The sequence below is a fragment of the Pseudomaricurvus albidus genome (assembly GCF_018863235.1).
GTDB classification, from domain to species: Bacteria; Pseudomonadota; Gammaproteobacteria; order Pseudomonadales; family Cellvibrionaceae; genus Pseudomaricurvus; species Pseudomaricurvus albidus.
The window spans coordinates 126,907-144,075 of sequence record NZ_JAHKRS010000001.1 but is presented as its reverse complement, the minus strand read 5'-3'; the positions used below and the strand labels follow the sequence as shown (position 1 = coordinate 144,075).

Annotated in this window: 13 protein-coding genes; 8 read left to right on the top strand and 5 right to left on the bottom strand. The window is 54.9% G+C overall.

Features of this window, described 5'->3' with window-relative positions; translation table 11 throughout:
- Positions 1-57 precede the first annotated feature (57 nt).
- The 4 genes from KOI40_RS00715 to KOI40_RS00700 form a co-directional block, all read right to left on the bottom strand.
- The gene (locus tag KOI40_RS00715; protein ID WP_216095494.1) at positions 58-615 is read right to left on the bottom strand and encodes a GbsR/MarR family transcriptional regulator; all 558 of its coding nucleotides are present in this window, start codon (positions 613-615) and stop codon (positions 58-60) included.
- Positions 616-795: 180 nt separating this feature from the next.
- Complete coding sequence (locus tag KOI40_RS00710) at positions 796-1,365, bottom strand: CBS domain-containing protein (protein WP_216095493.1); 570 nt, start codon at positions 1,363-1,365, stop codon at positions 796-798.
- A gap of 58 nt (positions 1,366-1,423) precedes the next feature.
- A complete protein-coding gene (locus tag KOI40_RS00705) occupies positions 1,424-1,777 on the bottom strand; it encodes a hypothetical protein (protein WP_216095492.1) in 354 nt (117 codons plus the stop codon).
- Between the two features lie 229 nt (positions 1,778-2,006).
- Positions 2,007-2,999 carry an outer membrane protein assembly factor BamD gene (locus KOI40_RS00700; protein ID WP_216095491.1) on the bottom strand — a complete coding sequence of 331 codons (993 nt, stop codon included), beginning with the start codon at positions 2,997-2,999 and terminating at the stop codon, positions 2,007-2,009.
- A gap of 370 nt (positions 3,000-3,369) precedes the next feature.
- Between KOI40_RS00700 and rluD the strand changes: the two genes are divergently transcribed.
- The 4 genes from rluD (at position 3,370) to KOI40_RS00680 (ending at position 11,773) form a co-directional block, all read left to right on the top strand.
- Positions 3,370-4,317: a 23S rRNA pseudouridine(1911/1915/1917) synthase RluD gene (gene rluD, locus KOI40_RS00695; protein ID WP_216095490.1), complete on the top strand. Its 948-nt coding sequence runs from the start codon at positions 3,370-3,372 to the stop codon at positions 4,315-4,317.
- Positions 4,318-4,320: 3 nt separating this feature from the next.
- Entirely contained in the window at positions 4,321-5,088 is a 768-nt protein-coding gene (pgeF, locus tag KOI40_RS00690) for a peptidoglycan editing factor PgeF (protein ID WP_216095489.1), read from the top strand.
- A 280-nt stretch (positions 5,089-5,368) separates the two neighbouring features.
- Positions 5,369-8,017 carry an ATP-dependent chaperone ClpB gene (gene clpB, locus KOI40_RS00685; RefSeq protein WP_216095488.1) on the top strand — a complete coding sequence of 883 codons (2,649 nt, stop codon included), beginning with the start codon at positions 5,369-5,371 and terminating at the stop codon, positions 8,015-8,017.
- Positions 8,018-8,197: 180 nt separating this feature from the next.
- The gene (locus tag KOI40_RS00680) at positions 8,198-11,773 is read left to right on the top strand and encodes a hybrid sensor histidine kinase/response regulator (protein ID WP_216095487.1); all 3,576 of its coding nucleotides are present in this window, start codon (positions 8,198-8,200) and stop codon (positions 11,771-11,773) included.
- A 24-nt stretch (positions 11,774-11,797) separates the two neighbouring features.
- Here KOI40_RS00680 and KOI40_RS00675 read toward each other — a convergent pair whose 3' ends face one another.
- Positions 11,798-12,490, bottom strand: a complete 693-nt coding sequence (locus KOI40_RS00675) for a response regulator transcription factor (protein WP_216095486.1) — start codon at positions 12,488-12,490, stop codon at positions 11,798-11,800.
- 499 nt (positions 12,491-12,989) lie between these two features.
- On the opposite strand from KOI40_RS00675, the gene KOI40_RS00670 reads away from it, so the two are divergent.
- The 4 genes from KOI40_RS00670 (at position 12,990) to KOI40_RS00655 (ending at position 17,125) form a co-directional block, all read left to right on the top strand.
- A complete protein-coding gene (locus KOI40_RS00670; RefSeq protein WP_216095485.1) occupies positions 12,990-14,255 on the top strand; it encodes a DcaP family trimeric outer membrane transporter in 1,266 nt (421 codons plus the stop codon).
- Positions 14,256-14,375: 120 nt separating this feature from the next.
- A complete protein-coding gene (locus tag KOI40_RS00665; RefSeq protein ID WP_216095484.1) occupies positions 14,376-14,642 on the top strand; it encodes a DUF4212 domain-containing protein in 267 nt (88 codons plus the stop codon).
- An 11-nt stretch (positions 14,643-14,653) separates the two neighbouring features.
- Positions 14,654-16,384 carry a sodium:solute symporter family protein gene (locus KOI40_RS00660; RefSeq protein WP_233709856.1) on the top strand — a complete coding sequence of 577 codons (1,731 nt, stop codon included), beginning with the start codon at positions 14,654-14,656 and terminating at the stop codon, positions 16,382-16,384.
- A 228-nt stretch (positions 16,385-16,612) separates the two neighbouring features.
- A complete protein-coding gene (locus tag KOI40_RS00655; protein WP_216095483.1) occupies positions 16,613-17,125 on the top strand; it encodes a hypothetical protein in 513 nt (170 codons plus the stop codon).
- Positions 17,126-17,169 lie beyond the last annotated feature (44 nt).

The window sequence follows — 17,169 nt, the reverse complement described above, 5'->3', positions numbered from 1 at the left end:
AGCTGTACGACAATATGTAAGGCACACCCTTGAGGGATCAGGGTGTACCGTCAGGTGCTAACTGGCAGATGAAGGAGACGATTTTTTCTTGCTGCCAAAGTTGAGGACTTTGCTGACACCGGCTCCCATGCTCATGAGCTTTTTCAGGCGTTCGGGCTCCATATCGTGGAGGGAGTTGGCAAAGGTATTGAGTTGCTCCAGCAGGTCGTAGATTTCCTGCATTTTGGCCTGAGTATAATCCGCCCCGCTATCCTCAGACGCGCTCAGCAGCTGTTGGCGCAACAGAGAGAGTGTGGGATCGAGTTCGCGCTTGCGACGCTCTTCGAAAACAATGCGGGCCATGTCCCAGATGGAACCGGAGGGCGTGAAGTATTCCTTGCGGTCACCGGGTTGATGTTGTCGCTCGATCAGACGCCAGGCCTGCAGCTCCTTGAGTCCCATGCTCACATTGCCACGACTGACGTGAAGGGCTTCTGCCAAATGGTCGGCATTGAGAGGTTCGGGATGGATGGTCAGCAATGCCAGTATTTGACCAACCGTGCGGTTAAAGCCCCAGCGGCTGCCCATTTCTCCAAAATGCAGTACCAGTGCCTGGCTGCTGTCAGATAACTTCACGATACACCTTTCTAAAGCTTCAGAAATTTCTGAAAATTCTAAAGGGTTGTTGCGTCAAGTCAAGTACTTTGACTCAGGCAGGGTGTATGGCCTGGGTGCAGGATTGGATGGAGAGCGGGTTAACTCAGGCGGCTTCTGGTATGAAGCCACCCGAGATAACCCCGGGGTTAGAGGAGAGGATTACTTTCTCAGTGCCGTGAAGACTTCATTAAAGTCGTGGGCCACAGGCAGAGTATTCAGCTGTTTGCCCAGCAGTCGCGCAATTTCGTCTGCGCAGATCAGGCCGCAGAGTGCCTCGTTGCTGTCGATCACCACCAGAAAGCGCTGTTTGTTGGACTCCAGTGCATCCACCAGATCGGAGACCGTGGTTTTATCCAGCAGGTCACGCTTGATGTACTTCAGCTGCGACACCGGTGTCATCAGATCTTTGACAGACAGATCCTCGCGGGATACGCCCATTGCCGAAGCTGTGGAGAGCACCTTGACGCTGTTGATGTCTCTCAGGCTGATGATACCCAGCAGATAGTTGTCGCGATCGGCAATCAGTTTGAGGTTGGTGTGACTGTATTTCATGGCCGTGCCGGCGTCATCGATACTGACTCCGGGATCCAGCGACAGTGGCTGAAATACGGTGTAATCCATGAATACGGAAATGGCAGGGCTGGACAGGGTGACGTCGGGTAATGCCTGCTCTTGCAGATTCAAACGGCCAGACAGACTGCTTACGGGGGATAGGGTTCCTATCTTCATATTGTTCTCCAAATACTCCCTGCAGGGGAGTTTAAATACACATATCAATAGTTAAGTGCTAAAACACTAAAATGCGAGTCTTTGGAGAGGTGTGTGGCGGAGCCCGGGCAATAAAAGCCGTCAGTAACTGATGTCTGGGGATGGTAGCGGTGCCAGATCTCACAGGAGTGCTCAGGGTTTGGAGCACCGGGCAGGGAGCCGGCGTCAGGGCGTCCCAATCCCACTGCTCATCCTGAGCTTGTTCGGTATTGAGATCCGAAGTGACAACAATGGCGTTAAGAGGCTGTTCGGTGACGTCAACACGGGCATGAGTCACCTCAGCCCCGACAAGGCAAAGCAGGGTCAGCAGAATCCACCGGATGCTCCCCAGACGGGAAAAACGGAGATTTGTATTGTGTGCTGAGTCAGTCATCGAAAGTTACAGGTGCTTCCCTTGGGATGTTGTAGGCCATGTCATGGCCCTTGTTACAGATATAAGGACGGTGTGGCGCCTTTACAACGAGGTTATTAAAACTTTACGTTTGGAGTCGGGGTAATCGCAGGTAAGGATGCTTGTGTGAGGGGAAGCTTGCGTTATGAGGGGGCAATAAAAAAGCGCCCGTGGGCGCTTTTTAGAAGGTGCAAATCTCTTATTGCGAGACTTAACCGAGCAAGCCAAAGGTCAGCCAGCTGAGCCAGGAGCGCTCTTCCTCAGGCTCTGAGGTATTGCTGTTAACAGGTTCGGAGGTGCTGCGAACCGCCTGATCGTTTTTGAGGTACTCAGGGTTGTACAGTTCACGGCTGTCGAAACCCGGAGGATCCTTTTTGTCGAACAGGCCAAAGGTGGCATAGCTGACCCAGGAGCGATCGCCGAGACGGGAGCTGTGCTGATAGTTGAAATTGCCGTCTTTATCAAACGCAGGGTGGTTTGGGTAGTTGGCTTTCAGGGTTTTCAGCGCGTTGGCGGACAGTTCTTCCATATGCAAAGAGTGGTAGCTTTGCACCATCACTGCCAGGGCGTCAGGGACTGCCGGCGCCTGTTGGAAGTTTTCCACCACATAGCGGCCACGATTGGCAGCGGCAACAAAGGCTCCGCGCTTCATGTAGTAGTTGGCCACGTGAATTTCGTAGCGAGCCAGCAGGTTGCGCAGGTAAATCATGCGCTTGCGGGCATCGGGGGCGTACTGGCTGTTGGGAAAGCGGGCCAGCAGTTGTGAAAAGTGCGCAAACGACTGACGGGCGGCACCGGGGTCGCGCTTGGTCAGGTCGGTGGGCAGAAAGCGTTCAAACATCCCGCTGCCCTCTGTAAAGGACGACAGGCCTTTCATGTAGTAAGCGTAATCCACGTTGCGGTGCTGGGGGTGGAGGCGGATAAACCGGTCTGCAGCAGCGGAAGAGGCCTCGTGCTCAAAGTTGCGGTAGTAGGCGTAAATCAGTTCCAGCTGGGCTTGTTCGGCGTAGGTGCCAAACGGGAAGTTGGCTTCCAGCGCCTGCAGGTTATCAATCGCGATTTCCCACTGGCTGCTGTCGAGTTGCCGTTGGGCGGCTTCGTAGAAATCTTTTTCAGTGGTGTACTTGGGGCCTGTGTCTTCCTGGGAAGAGCAGGCGGCCAGAAAAATAACACTGGCTACAATCAAAATGAGACGGGCTCGCATAGGTCAGTCAACTCAGTTGGCATGTCGGGTGATTATTGAATGATTATTCACCGGAGCTTGTTTAAACTACCCAGTTCAGCTGGGAAATACAGATTTAGCGCACGTATTTAACCACAGAGAACACTCAGACCAAAGTGGCCACGGCCGAAAGCGGCTGATTTTATTACGCTTTTACCGAATAGTGGCGCTGCGCAGCAAGCTCCGCAGCAGGTGCCGCTGGCCCGAATGTACCCGGGTCAAGGTTCGACCACGCTTTTTCGGGCGAGTTCAGTGGGCTGTGCAGTTGTGCGCTGGAAGCCCTCGCAGGCAGGTGGTTATCAGCATTCATTCTTCAGAATTCAGGCGTTGACCTGATGTTAGGCAGTATCTTATGGCAGAAACACTCGAATTAACCGCTACGGTACCCGCAGAAATGATGGGGTCGCGGCTGGACTTTGCGGCAGCCGAGCTGTTCCCCGGTTACTCCCGCTCCCGTATCCAGACCTGGATCAAATCCTCTGCCCTGACGATAGACGGTAAGTCTGCCAAGCCCAAGGACAAGGTGTTGGGCGGAGAGGAGCTGAGGTTATTGGCTGAGCAGGAAGAACAGGGCGACTGGGAAGCGGAAGATATCCCGCTGGATATCGTCTATGAGGATGACTATATCCTGGTGATCAATAAACCGGCGGGGCTGGTGGTGCACCCGGCGGCGGGGAACCGCTCCGGCACTCTGCTCAATGGCCTGCTGTTTCACTGCCCGGACCTGATCAATGTGCCCCGCGCCGGCATTGTGCATCGCCTCGACAAGGACACCACCGGCCTGATGGTGGTCGCCAAAACTCTGGAAGCTCACGCCGATCTGGTGGCCCAGCTGCAAGAGCGAACCGTCAGTCGCGAATACGAGGCCATTGTGCCTGGTGTAATGACGGGCGGCGGCAAGGTGGATGAGCCCATGGCTCGCCACCCGCGTCAGCGCCAGAAGATGGCCGTGGTTCAGTTTGGTGGTAAGGAAGCGATCACTCACTACCGGGTGATCAAGCGCTTTACGGCGCACACGCACATACGTTTGAAACTGGAAACCGGCCGCACTCACCAAATTCGTGTGCATATGGCCCATATCGGCTATCCACTGGTGGGAGATTCAACCTACGCCGGTCGCATGAAAATCCCGAAACAGGCGTCGCCGGAATTGCTGGAGATGCTAAAGGGCTTTGGTCGTCAGGCACTGCACGCTGCCCAGCTGGGGTTGATTCACCCGGCAACGGACGAATATATGGAGTGGCAGGCGCCGCGCCCGGACGATATGGCCGAGCTGCTGCGGTTGCTGGCGGAAGGTTAACCTGTGTCTGGTTCCTCCGCGTCCCTGATCTACCCGGACTGGCCGGCACCCGACCAGGTGCGGGCCGTCATCACCACCCGACAGGGCGGTGTCAGTGCCGGATCCTTCGCCAGTAACAATCTGGCACTGCACGTGGGCGACGACCCCCAGGCCGTAGCCGCCAATCGCGCAGACTTGTCCAGGCTGTTGGGACTGAGTGCCGAGCCGCAATGGCTGGAGCAGGTTCACGGTATCAAAGTGGTCGAAGCTCAGTCGGACGGGCTGGTGAGAACCGCCGATGGCTGTATCACGCAGCAGGTGGGGTTGGCCTGTGTCGTGATGACCGCCGATTGCCTGCCGATTCTGTTGTGCGATCGCGCCGGAACTCAGGTGGCGGCTGTGCACGCGGGCTGGCGCAGTCTGGCAGGGGGGATCGTGCGGGAGGCCTTGTCACAATTCAGTTGTTCCATGGATGAGGTGCTGGTCTATCTGGGGCCGGCCATCAGTCAGTCACAGTTTGAAGTCGGGATCGATGTGCTCGAGGGTTTCTTCGAAACCGCACTCAGCCCGGAGCATTGCGACGCCATCTCGGCGGCCTTTCGTCCGAGCCTGAGCAAGCCCATGAAGTATTACGCTGACTTGTATCAGCTGGCCAGAGCCGAGCTGAACGAAGTGGGTGTCTCTCAGGTGTTCGGTGGTAACTTCTGCACATTTGAGGACGAAGAGCGATTTTATTCCTACCGTCGCAACGGTGAGACCGGTCGTATGGCCTCCGCCATCTGGCTGATCTAGGGCCTTTCTGGTAAAGCAAAACCGTCCATGTGGCGATTTTGTCCTATGTTTTTTTCTGATATCTCTTGATTTCCCCATCGCAGCCCCAATTTCATAGACAGAAGCCGGACAGCCTTCCGGTGAATGACTATAGTTCTGTTAGCCAATAACCCTGTTTGTAGTGTGGGAATTGGTGCGACAGAAATCCATGCGCTGACTGGGCCTATTCCCTGAAGCGCGAAATCTTTTGATGGAATCACGAAATCGGTGCCGTGCACCATGATCGTAATTGAGGAAAATCATGCGTATTGATCGTTTAACCAATCAACTGCAAATGGCCATGTCGGATGCACAGTCACTGGCTGTCGGGCGTGATCATACCCAGCTGGAACCCGCTCACCTGTTGCTGGCCATGCTGGATCATCAGGGTGGTGCCGTGTTGCCGCTGTTAAAACAGGCCGGTTTCGATATGGCGGGTCTGCGCAACGGTCTGGCCATTGCACTGGATAATCTGGCGAAGGTACAAACCCCCACCGGGGATGTGCAAATGTCGGCGGAATTGGGGCGCCTGCTGAACCTGGCGGATAAAAAAGCCCAGGACAATGGCGATGCCTATATTTCCAGCGAATGCGTGTTGCAGGCGGCCATGTCCGACAGCAACAGTTCGCTGGGTAAATTGCTGAAACAATACGGCGATCCGAAAAAGCTGGACGAAGCCATTGCCAAGGTGCGCGGTGGTGAAGCGGTGAATAATCCGGATGCCGAAGGCAATCGTCAGGCGCTGGACAAATACACCATTGATCTGACCGAGCGCGCTGAAGCCGGCAAGCTCGATCCGGTGATCGGTCGCGATGACGAAATCCGTCGCACCATTCAGGTACTGCAGCGCCGCACCAAAAACAACCCCGTGCTGATCGGTGAGCCGGGCGTGGGTAAGACGGCCATTGTTGAAGGTCTGGCCCAGCGTATCGTCAATGGCGAAGTGCCGGAGGGTCTGAAAAACAAACGCCTGCTGTCTCTGGACCTGGGTGCGCTGCTGGCCGGGGCAAAATTCCGCGGCGATTTCGAAGAGCGACTCAAGTCGGTACTCAACGAATTGTCCAAACAGGAAGGTCAGATCATTCTGTTTATCGACGAAATTCACACCATGGTGGGCGCCGGTAAGGCTGAAGGCTCCATGGATGCGGGCAATATGTTGAAGCCGGCACTGGCTCGCGGTGAGCTGCACTGTGTCGGTGCCACCACCCTGGATGAGTATCGTCAGTACATTGAAAAAGATGCCGCTCTGGAACGTCGTTTCCAGAAGGTGCTGGTGGATGAACCCACTGAGGAAGACACCATTGCGATTCTGCGCGGCCTGAAAGAACGTTACGAAGTACACCACGGTGTCGACATTACCGACTCGGCGATCATCGCCGCAGCGAAGCTGTCCCAGCGCTATATCACTGATCGCCAGTTGCCAGACAAGGCCATCGACCTGATCGATGAAGCGGGCAGTCGAATCCGTATGGAAATTGATTCCAAGCCGGAAGAGCTGGATCGGCTCGAGCGCCGTTTGATTCAATTGAAGATCGAGCGCGAAGCGGTGAAGAAAGACGATACCGAAGCGGCCAAGAAACAGCTGGCACTGCTCGATGACGAGATCGAAAAGAACGAGCGGGAATACTCTGATCTGGAAGAAGTCTGGCGCGCGGAAAAAGCGGCTCTGCATGGCTCCGTCGAGATCAAGGCGAACCTCGAACAGGCGCGACTGGATCTGGATGCAGCTCATCGCGCCGGTGATCTCGGCCGTATGTCCGAGTTGCAGTACGGCATCATCCCTGAGCTGGAAAAGCAGCTGGATCTCGCCAGTCAGGTCGAGATGATCGATATGCAGCTGCTGCGTAACAGCGTCACCGAGGAAGAGATTGCCGAAGTGGTGTCCAAGTGGACGGGCATTCCGATCAGCAAAATGCTCGAAGGTGAGCGCGAAAAACTGTTGCGCATGGAAGACGTGTTGCACAACAAAGTCATCGGCCAGAGCGAAGCGGTGGTCGCGGTCTCCAATGCGGTGCGTCGCTCGCGAGCAGGTCTGTCAGATCCCAATCGCCCCAATGGTTCGTTTTTGTTCCTTGGGCCAACCGGTGTCGGTAAAACCGAACTGTGCAAAACCCTGGCGGAATTTTTGTTCGACAGTCAGGACGCTATGGTGCGAATCGATATGTCGGAGTTTATGGAGAAACACTCGGTCGCTCGTTTGATCGGTGCCCCTCCCGGCTATGTGGGTTACGAAGAAGGTGGTTATCTGACCGAAGCCGTGCGCCGCAAGCCTTATTCGGTGCTGTTGCTCGACGAGGTGGAAAAAGCGCACCCGGATGTGTTCAATATTCTGTTGCAGGTTCTGGAGGATGGTCGCCTGACCGACGGTCAGGGGCGCACTGTGGATTTCCGCAATACCGTCGTGGTGATGACGTCGAACCTGGGTTCGGATGTGATTCAGGATATTTCCCGCAATCGCTCGTTCGATACCATCAACTTCGATCAGGCAAATAGCGACAGCAGTGACTTCAATGACAACGAAAATCGCTACGAAGCCATGAAGTCGGCGGTGATGGAAGTGGTCGGCAATCATTTTCGTCCCGAGTTCATCAACCGTATCGATGAGGTGGTGGTCTTTCATCCTCTTGGTCAGTCGCAGATTCGTGGCATTGCCAGCATACAGCTGGATATGTTGCGCAAACGTTTGGCCGATCGCGATCTGTCGCTGGATATTGATGATGCCGCGCTGGATCTGCTGGCCGAAGCCGGGTTTGATCCGGTCTATGGTGCACGGCCGCTGAAACGGGCCATCCAGCAATATCTGGAAAACCCGCTGGCGCAGGATGTGTTGTCAGGCAAGTTTGCCCCCGGCGACACCATTTATGTGCGGGTGGATGGCGATCAGTTGAGCATGAAAAACCAGGCCGCCTGATGATTGGGCGGCCCCAACGTAACGCTGCGACCTAGGTCGAATAGGCCTGTTCGACAAAAATGGTTACACTCGGCATGGGTGTAACCATTTTTTTTGCTTTGTGATCTTGCCCCGGGCCGCAGGTCAGAAGCGTGCCGTGTTGAATCGAAAGGGTGATGCATGGATACAGAAGGGTAATGGATGAATAGCCAGCTTATTCTGGTACTGGTGTGTCTCTACAGCGGACTCCTGTTCGCCGTCGCCTGGCTGGCCGAGCGCTATGGCCATCGCCTGCAGCAACCCTGGTGGCGGCCACTGGTCTACACGCTTTCCATTGGTGTTTACTGCAGCTCCTGGACATTTCTCGGTGCTGTCGGCCAGGCGGTGGAGAGTGGCTGGGACTTTCTCCCGATTTATCTCGGACCGATTTTGCTGGTGTTGTTTGGCTGGCGTTTTCTGCGTCGGCTGTTGATCATCAGTTCACGCAACAAGGTCACATCGATTGCCGATTTTATCGGCTCCCGCTACGGCAAAAATCAACGCCTCGCTGCCATAGTAACGCTGGTGCTGGTGGTGGGCACACTGCCTTATATCGCATTGCAACTGCGGGCGGTGGGTATTGCCTGGTCGTCGATGCACTGGGGTACGGACTTCGATCCGTCATTTGATTCCTGGTCGAGTTTGATCGCGGCCATGGTGATGGCCTGGTTTGCCATTCTGTTCGGCACCCGTGTGATTGATGGCCCGGATCGTCACCGGGGACTGATTACGGCGGTGGCGGTGGAGTCCGTGGTAAAAGTAGTGGCCTTTGTGGTGGTGGGCATCCTGGCGATGCGGGTGTTGAGCGGCGATGCGTTTGAACTGGCACTGGATCGAAACAGTCTTGCCGCGCCCAACTTTCATGTCAGTCAGTTGACCTCGCCCCTGTTTTTCACCGAGTTGCTGTTGGCCGGGATTGCGATTGTCTGCTTGCCTCGTCAATTTCACGTGATGGTGGTGGAGTATCATCACCGCTCGGATTTGCGTTACACCCGCTGGCTGTTACCACTCTATCTGGCGATCTTTGCGATGCTGGTCTGGCCGCTGGCACAGGTGGGGGCTCAGTTATTTGCCGATTTGAGTGTTCATCCGGATAGCTATGTACTCACCCTGCCGCGCTGGGCGGGTGAGGAAACGACGCTGGTCATCACCTTTATCGGTGCCCTGTCGGCGGCGACAGGCATGGTCGTGGTGGCCACCATTGCCCTGTCGATCATGATTTCCAATGAATTGATTGTGCCCGCCTGGTTGCGCTCCAATTCCCGTCGTGGGCAAACCGCCAGCGATCTGGGGCGCTCGCTCAGGATTATCCGGCGCGGTTCCATCATTGCGGTGCTGATGATGGGCTGGGCGCTGGAACGTTACATGAGTAACACCGAAGGGCTCGCCTCCATGGGGTTGATCTCTTTTGCTGCGACGGCGCAACTGATGCCTGCGGTGCTGGGGGCGCTCTACTGGTCCCGGGGGCATGCCTACGGTGTGATTGCCGGTGTTCTGGCGGGAATGCTGTTGTGGCTATACTGCCTGTTACTGCCCGCTGTTTTGCCGGCCGCCCACCCCCTGGTGATGGATGGCCTGTTTCATGTGCCCTGGTTGACGCCCAATAATCTGTTGGGGATGGGGTGGCTGGACCCGCTGAGTCACGGGGTGTTCTGGAGTTTGCTGGTGAACGCCCTGGTGTTTGTGTTTGTCTCCAGGCGCTCGAAGTTTCGTCTGTTGGACGTGCGCCAATCGGATGCGTTTACCCGTCTGCGCTGGAAGTTGCACAAGCCACAATTGGACATGGAGCCCTCCGGTATTGAGGTGCGGCAATTACAGGCATTGATGGAGCCGCTCTTTGGGCCGGAGCGCACGCTGGAGATGTGGCAGGAATTCCAGCAGCGGGTCGGGCACCGGCTCTTGCCTCACGATCAGACGCCGCGGTTTGCCGTATCCATGATTGAGAGCGATCTTGCGGCCATTATCGGGGCGGTTTCTGCTCACCGGGCGATGCAGTTGCTGGTCAGTCAGCAGCCCCTGCAGCTGCAGGATTTTGTCTCGCTGGTGGGCGGCAGTTCACGGCAGTTGCAATTCAGTCAGACGTTATTGCAGACCACGCTGGAAACCATTCCCCAGGGGATCAGCGTGGTGGATAAAGACCTGCGCTTGGTGGCCTGGAACGAACAGTATCAGCGGATGTTCGATTATCCCAAGCGGCTGTTGTATGTGGGCTGTAATATCGAAAAAATTTATCACTACAACGCCATGCGCGGCTATCTGGACACCAGTGACGGGGGAGCAGAAGCGGCGGTAGAGCGGCGTTTGAATCAGCTGCGTTCCGGCAATCCCCACCGCCTTGAGCGGGATCTGCCCGGTGATCGGGTTATTGAAATTCGTGGCACACCACTGGCCAATGGCGGCTATGTCACGACCTACACTGACGTCAGTGATTATCACCAAATGCTGGACCAGCTGGAGCTGGCGAAAGAAACTCTGGAAGACCGGGTTGAGTCACGCACGGCGGAACTGAGCGAGGCCAACGCCTCGCTGCAGCGCGAGAACGACTTGCGCGCCCGGGTCGAGCAGGAGTTAAAAGAAGTGCATGCTAGTAAGAGTCGCTTTCTGGCGGCGGCGAGTCACGATCTGTTGCAACCGATCAACGCCGCGCGTCTTTTTGTGGCTTCTCTCCATGCGAAGCTCAACGACATTCATCAGCACCCGCCGGTCTTTGTCGATGGCTCCGTCGATGGTTCGAGTCGCCATCATTCTCTGCGCAGTGATGTGGATCATCTGGACGATGCCCTGGCGCAGGCCGAGCAGTTGATCAGCTCATTGCGGGAGATTTCCCGCCTGGGTTCCGGTAAAGAGCGTCCCAAGCGGGAGAGTTTTTCCATCGACAGTCTGTTGCGCCCACTGGCTGGTGAGGCCGGTGCGCTGGCGAGCAAGCAGGGATTGGAATTTCGCTGGGTGCCTTCGTCGGTGTGGGTGTTCAGCGATCCGCATCTGTTGCGACGGGTGTTGCAGAATTTTATTTCCAACGCCCTGCGTTACACCCGCAGCGGCAAGGTGTTGTTGGGCTGTCGGCGGCATAAGGATCGACTGGTGGTGGAGGTCTGGGATACCGGCCCCGGTATTGCGGAGGCGGATCGGCAGCGAATCTTCGATGAGTTTGAGCGCCTGAATACTTCCAGTGCGGGCAATCAGGGATTGGGGTTGGGGTTGTCCATTGCCCAGCGAATTTCCCAATTGCTCGGGCATGGCATTGATATGGATTCGGTACCGGGCAAGGGATCCGTCTTTCGTATTTCCGTCAGCCTGGGGCAGGAGCAGGAGCAGGCGCGGGTGAAACCGGTGACCGACTCTCGCCTGTCTGGTTTGTCGGTGATGTGTATTGATAACGAACCGGTCATTCTGGCGGGTATGCAATCGCTGCTGGAGCAGTGGGGCTGTGAAGTGGTGGTCGCTTCAGACCTGCGTGAGGCGCTGAGTCTCTGGCCGAAAGCCACAGCTCCCGATCTGGTGCTGGCTGATTTCCATCTGAACGAAGAGACCGGGCTGGATGTGCTGGAAGCCCTGCGTTATCACTGGCAGCAGACCTTACCTGCGGTGGTGATCAGTGCTGACAACAGTGATGAAATACGCGATCAGGTGCATCAGGCGGGTTGTCTCTTCCTGGCCAAACCGGTGCAGCCCGCAGCTCTGCGTACTTTGATGCGACGGGCGCTGCGGCGGCAAAAAGTCAGCGCGCAGGGAAATTAGATTCCTTGCCAGGAACGCACTTTTCTAGCTGGACAGTTGAGGCGTCTTTTTGCGGAACTCGTCGAGAGTTTGGGTCGGATGTACGGCGAGTTGCCCCATGGCCACGGCTGCCTGGGTGCGCGAGTGAACCCCCAGCTTCTTAAAGATTTCAGTCATGTGAGCTTTAATGGTGGCTTCGGTGACACTCAGCTCGTAGGCGATCTGTTTGTTGAGCAATCCCTGGCTGACCATTGAGGCCACGCGAAACTGTTGGGGCGTCAGGTTTGACAGCGCTTCCGCAATGTTCAGTTCTTCCTCGCCGGCCACAGACTGATCCGTCAGACCTTCCGGCAGCCAGATGTTGCCGTTTAATACCGTCAGCAAGGCGTTGCTCATGGTGTCTACTGACGCACTTTTGGGCAGAAACCCACTGGCGCCGTGGTCCATTGCGCGGTGGATGATATCGGCTTCTTCGTGGGCCGAGACAATCATGACGGGGATTTGCGGGTAGTGAGCGGTCAGAAACACCAGCGCACTGAATCCTTCTGCACCTGGCATGTGCAAATCCAGCAAAATCAAATGGGCATTGGGGTTGGCTTCGACGCTCTGTTGCAAACTGCTGAAATCTTCGGCTTCGATCAGTTGTGGCTGGCTGAGTTCACTTTGCAAGGTGTTGCTGAGAGCCGTGCGGAAAAGAGGGTGATCATCAGCGATGATAATACAGGGGTTCGCTACCATGGAGCTTTACCTTCCCAATCTATGATTATGCTTATAATGTTTTAATTATTGTTAACTGTTGTTATTCAGTGATCGATATTCAGTGACCGTTATCCAGCGACAAGCCTGCGGCTGTCGCAATTGCCTATGCAGTATAGCGCTGAGCGCGCAGTCTGTCCTGCTCCAATGGAGAGCGGGGTAAAGGCAAAAAAAAGCACAGTCCCTTGGGATGAGACTGTGCCGGGAAATGACTGAGAAACGAGGGTGAAATCTGCAGAACAGCCACAGATCAAAATACTCTGTCATGATGCATTTTTATCAATTTCGGATATGTGCAGCAATTAGACCTTGGTCTAAGGGCATCCGATCCCTCTCTCAGCCACTTCTGTGGGTAATTTGGTTAGACTTTAGTCGATAGTTAGACCAAAGGTTAATACCGCTCCTTTATATAAGGACAAATACTCTCTGCTGAAACCTGTTACTCCAAAAACAGACACCAATAAATCAGGAGAGGGCATTCATGAATAATAAGTTTAAGAAACACCCCATCACCTGCGCCGTCAGCGCTTGTTTGCTGATGTCCGCGACCTCGGCCTTTTCGGCTTCCGATGATGACATGATGCGGCGGATGGAAATGCTGGAGCAGGAGCTCCGGACTCTGAAAGCGCAAATGGCACGTCAACAGGACACCATCACCACCATTGCCGTAAAGCGTGAGCCTGTGGATCAGGTGGTTGAACCGCTGGTGAAAGTGAACAAAGGCGGCAGTCTGACGTTCGGTGGGTATCTCAAAGCAGATTACCGTCATGTGAATGGCGATCTGGCTTATCAGGATTACTGGCGTGGTAATGATCCTGGTGAAGTGGATACCGAGCACACCGGTTTCAACGTCAAGGAAACCCGCTTTAACATGAAGTACGCCCGCGGCGACGTGAGCGCGTTTATCGAAATGGATTTCTACGGTGGTGACGGCAACGAAATTGCCACCAACTCCACCAATCCCCGTCTGCGACATGCCTTCGTTAAATACAAAAACTGGCTGGTTGGTCAGTACTGGACGACTTTCACGCCATTGGCGGCTTTCCCCGACAGCCTGGATTTTGCGGGCCCCATGATGGGTGAAGTGTTTGTGCGTCAACCGCAAATCCGCTTCAGTGCCGGTGGTTTCAATATCGCACTGGAAAACCCTGAAACATGGGGCAATGGTACCATTGGCACCAATGCGGCCGGTGGTGGCGGTACCGGTATCGACCCCGACGAAAAATACCCGGATCTGGTGGCCACCTATCGCTTTGCCGGTGACTGGGGTGAAGTTCAGGTTGGTGCCCTGGCGCGTCGTCTGGATTCCGGCGGCGTCGATGAGACCGCCCTGGCCGCCAATATCGGCGGTAAATTCAATTTCGGTCGCAACGATTTGCGCTTCCAGGTCAATGCGGGTGAATCCGGCCGCTACATTGGCGGCGGCATGATTCCCGATCTGGTGATTGATCCGGATACGGGTGATATCGAGGTCGAAGAAACCGTCGCCTACATGATGTCCTACCGTCAAATCTGGAGCGATACCTGGCGCAGCAGCTTTTTCTATGGCGCATCGGAAAGCGATGTGATTGACATCGATCGCAGTCACTGGGGGGTTAACTTGATCCATCAGTTGACGCCGGATCTGTCAGTCGGTTTGGAAGTGGGTAACTTCTCGGTGGATGACAAATACAAGGCCGATGGCGTAACAGAGGGCAGTGATGCGGACTCCGATTACGTGCAAATGTCCTGGAAGTATGCGTTGTAAGACGGGTGTTCTTTGTCGGGCTAGACCAAGGTCCAATGGTTCCATTGGGCCGGTCAGAGTAAAACAGTATCACTGTTTCAAACGACAAGACGAAAATAACGAATAACTGGAGAGACAATCATGGCTTTCAAATCTGAAGAAGATGCAAAAGCGTATTGGAAAGAAAATGTCGGCTTGATGTGGAAGCTGATGATCGTGTGGTTTGTGGTGTCCTTTGGCTGCGGCATCCTCCTATTCGATGTGCTCAATCAAATTCAAATTGGTGGCTACAAGCTGGGCTTCTGGTTTGCGCAGCAGGGGGCGATTTACACCTTTGTGATTCTGATCTTTTACTACGCCCGCAAGATGGGACAGTTGGATCGTAAATACGGCGTCCACGACGAATAGGAGCAGGCATCATGGATTTAAGAACATTAACCTATATCGTAGTCGGTCTGACGTTTGCCCTCTATATGGGCATCGCCGTCTGGGCGCGAGCGGGATCAACCAAAGAGTTCTATGTGGCTGGCGGCGGTATTCACCCCGTAGCGAACGGCATGGCGACGGCGGCGGACTGGATGTCAGCGGCTTCCTTTATCTCCATGGCAGGCATGATCGCCTTTATGGGCTACGGCGGCTCGGTCTTTCTGATGGGCTGGACCGGTGGCTTTGTGGTTCTGGCGATGTTGCTGGCCCCTTATCTGCGCAAGTACGGCAAGTTCACCGTGCCCGAATTCATCGGCGATCGTTTCTATTCCCGCACGGCGAGAATCGTGGCGGTGATCTGTCTGATTATCTGTTCGGTGACTTACGTTATTGGCCAGATGAAAGGTATTGGTGTGGCTTTTTCCCGCTTCCTGGAAGTGAGTTATGAGCTGGGTCTGTTGATCGGTATGTGTATCGTGTTTTTCTACGCCGTACTCGGCGGTATGAAAGGCATTACCTACACGCAGATTGCTCAGTACTGTGTGCTGATTCTGGCTTACACCATTCCGGCCATTTTCATCTCGCTGAATCTCACCGGTAACCCGCTGCCACAATTGGGGCTGGGGAGTACCTTGTCGGGGACGGATGTGTATCTGCTCGATCGGCTGGATCAGGTGGTGACGGAATTGGGCTTCGCCGAATACACGACACAGGTGCGGCTCAGCACGGTCAACATGTTTGCCTATACCCTGTCGCTGATGATTGGTACTGCCGGTCTGCCACACGTGATCATTCGTTTCTTTACTGTGCCTAAGGTAAAGGATGCGCGTTCTTCCGCTGGTTGGGCTCTGGTGTTTATCGCCATTCTCTACACCACGGCTCCTGCTGTAGCGGGTATGGCTCGTCTGAACCTGATGAACACCATCGAACCTGCGTCCGGTGAGTACATGGAGTACGAGAAGCGTCCTCAGTGGTTTAAAAACTGGGAAAAAACCGGTCTGCTGCAGTTTGAAGACAAGAACGACGATGGTCGGGTTCAGTACAGCGCCAATCCGGAAGTCAATGAAATGGTGAAAGTGGATAACGACATCATGGTGTTGGCAAATCCAGAAATTGCACGTCTGCCTAACTGGGTGATTGCCCTGGTCGCAGCGGGTGGTCTGGCGGCAGCCTTGTCGACCGCAGCGGGTTTGTTGCTGGCGATATCCTCGGCCATTTCCCACGACTTGTTAAAAGGCGTGTTTATGCCGCAGATCAACGAGAAGCAGGAGTTGATGGCCAGTCGGATAGCCATGGCGCTGGCGATCGCCGGTGCAGGTTATCTCGGTTACAACCCGCCTGACTTTGCGGCGGGAACGGTGGCACTGGCCTTTGGTTTGGCGGCTTCATCGATCTTCCCGGCGCTGATGATGGGTATCTTTAGCAAGACCATCAATAAGGAAGGTGCGATTGCGGGCATGATCGCCGGTATTACCGTAACACTGCTGTACGTGTTCCAGCACAAAGGCATCATGTTTGTGGCGGATACGGCTTTCCTTGGCGGCATGAGTGAAAACTGGTTCCTGGGTATTGAACCTAACGCGTTTGGTGCGGTGGGTGCTCTGGTGAACTTTGCGGTTGCCTACGCGGTATCCCGTGTCACTCAGGCACCACCACAGGAAGTGCAGGAACTGGTGGAACATATTCGTGTACCTACCGGTGTTGTGGATGCGCATGATCATTGAGTAAGCGCTCAAAGCATGCTTAACAACAGAAAAACACAATCTTCATAAGACCCATTCGGCCCCGTTACGGGGCCTTTTTTTGGCTTCCTGCTAGCGGTTGGTTGTCAAATGAAGGAAGATGAACCTTATGTCCCTGGTGTCGTGGTTGTCATCAGACGCTGAGGCAATGGCAAGAATTTATAAAAACAAAACATTAGTATAAAAAGACAAAACACTTGGAATTTTTTCATGGGAATACTCAAAAACAAACACGTCGTTATTGCCATGTTGGTGGCGCCGATTCTGGCATTGATCAGTTACTTTGCCGTCGACGCTATCGTCAGTGAAAAACCCCATGCGGCCAAGCCGGGTGACCGTTACGCCCTGGTAGAAAAACCCAACTGTCGTTACAGCAGCGGACAGTGTGGTTTAAAAAATGGAGACTTCGAGGTGACCCTGACCACCGAGTGGCGTGACGCTGATCGCATGTTATTAATGCTCAAGTCCGTTGCTCCGCTGGAAGGTGCGCTGGTGGCTCTGGTAGAACCCGGTGACGTGAATAGTGATGCAGAGCAACCGCTGGAAATGGCGCCGGAAGGCAGCGACGGGCTGCGCTGGTCACTGGAACTGCCCAGGCCGGATCCGGAATCTGATCGTCTGCGGGTCGTGGTTTCGTCCAATCAAACACTTTATTACGGCGATGCCGCCATGAAGTTCACGTTGTACAAAACGACCTTCGGCGAGGACTTTCGTCAGGAGTAGATCGCCATTGTGAATAACAGTCTGTCTGGCGTTGCGAGGAAAAG

Coding starts and splice junctions, on each gene's coding strand:
- KOI40_RS00675 (WP_216095486.1), bottom strand. CDS start 12,490: ATGGTAGCGAACCCCTGTATTATCATCGCTGATGATCACCCTCTTTTC.
- KOI40_RS00665 (WP_216095484.1), top strand. CDS start 14,376: ATGGCTTTCAAATCTGAAGAAGATGCAAAAGCGTATTGGAAAGAAAAT.
- KOI40_RS00700 (WP_216095491.1), bottom strand. CDS start 2,999: ATGCGAGCCCGTCTCATTTTGATTGTAGCCAGTGTTATTTTTCTGGCC.
- KOI40_RS00670 (WP_216095485.1), top strand. CDS start 12,990: ATGAATAATAAGTTTAAGAAACACCCCATCACCTGCGCCGTCAGCGCT.
- KOI40_RS00680 (WP_216095487.1), top strand. CDS start 8,198: ATGAATAGCCAGCTTATTCTGGTACTGGTGTGTCTCTACAGCGGACTC.
- KOI40_RS00710 (WP_216095493.1), bottom strand. CDS start 1,365: ATGAAGATAGGAACCCTATCCCCCGTAAGCAGTCTGTCTGGCCGTTTG.
- KOI40_RS00660 (WP_233709856.1), top strand. CDS start 14,654: ATGGATTTAAGAACATTAACCTATATCGTAGTCGGTCTGACGTTTGCC.
- KOI40_RS00655 (WP_216095483.1), top strand. CDS start 16,613: ATGGGAATACTCAAAAACAAACACGTCGTTATTGCCATGTTGGTGGCG.
- rluD (WP_216095490.1), top strand. CDS start 3,370: ATGGCAGAAACACTCGAATTAACCGCTACGGTACCCGCAGAAATGATG.
- clpB (WP_216095488.1), top strand. CDS start 5,369: ATGCGTATTGATCGTTTAACCAATCAACTGCAAATGGCCATGTCGGAT.
- KOI40_RS00705 (WP_216095492.1), bottom strand. CDS start 1,777: ATGACTGACTCAGCACACAATACAAATCTCCGTTTTTCCCGTCTGGGG.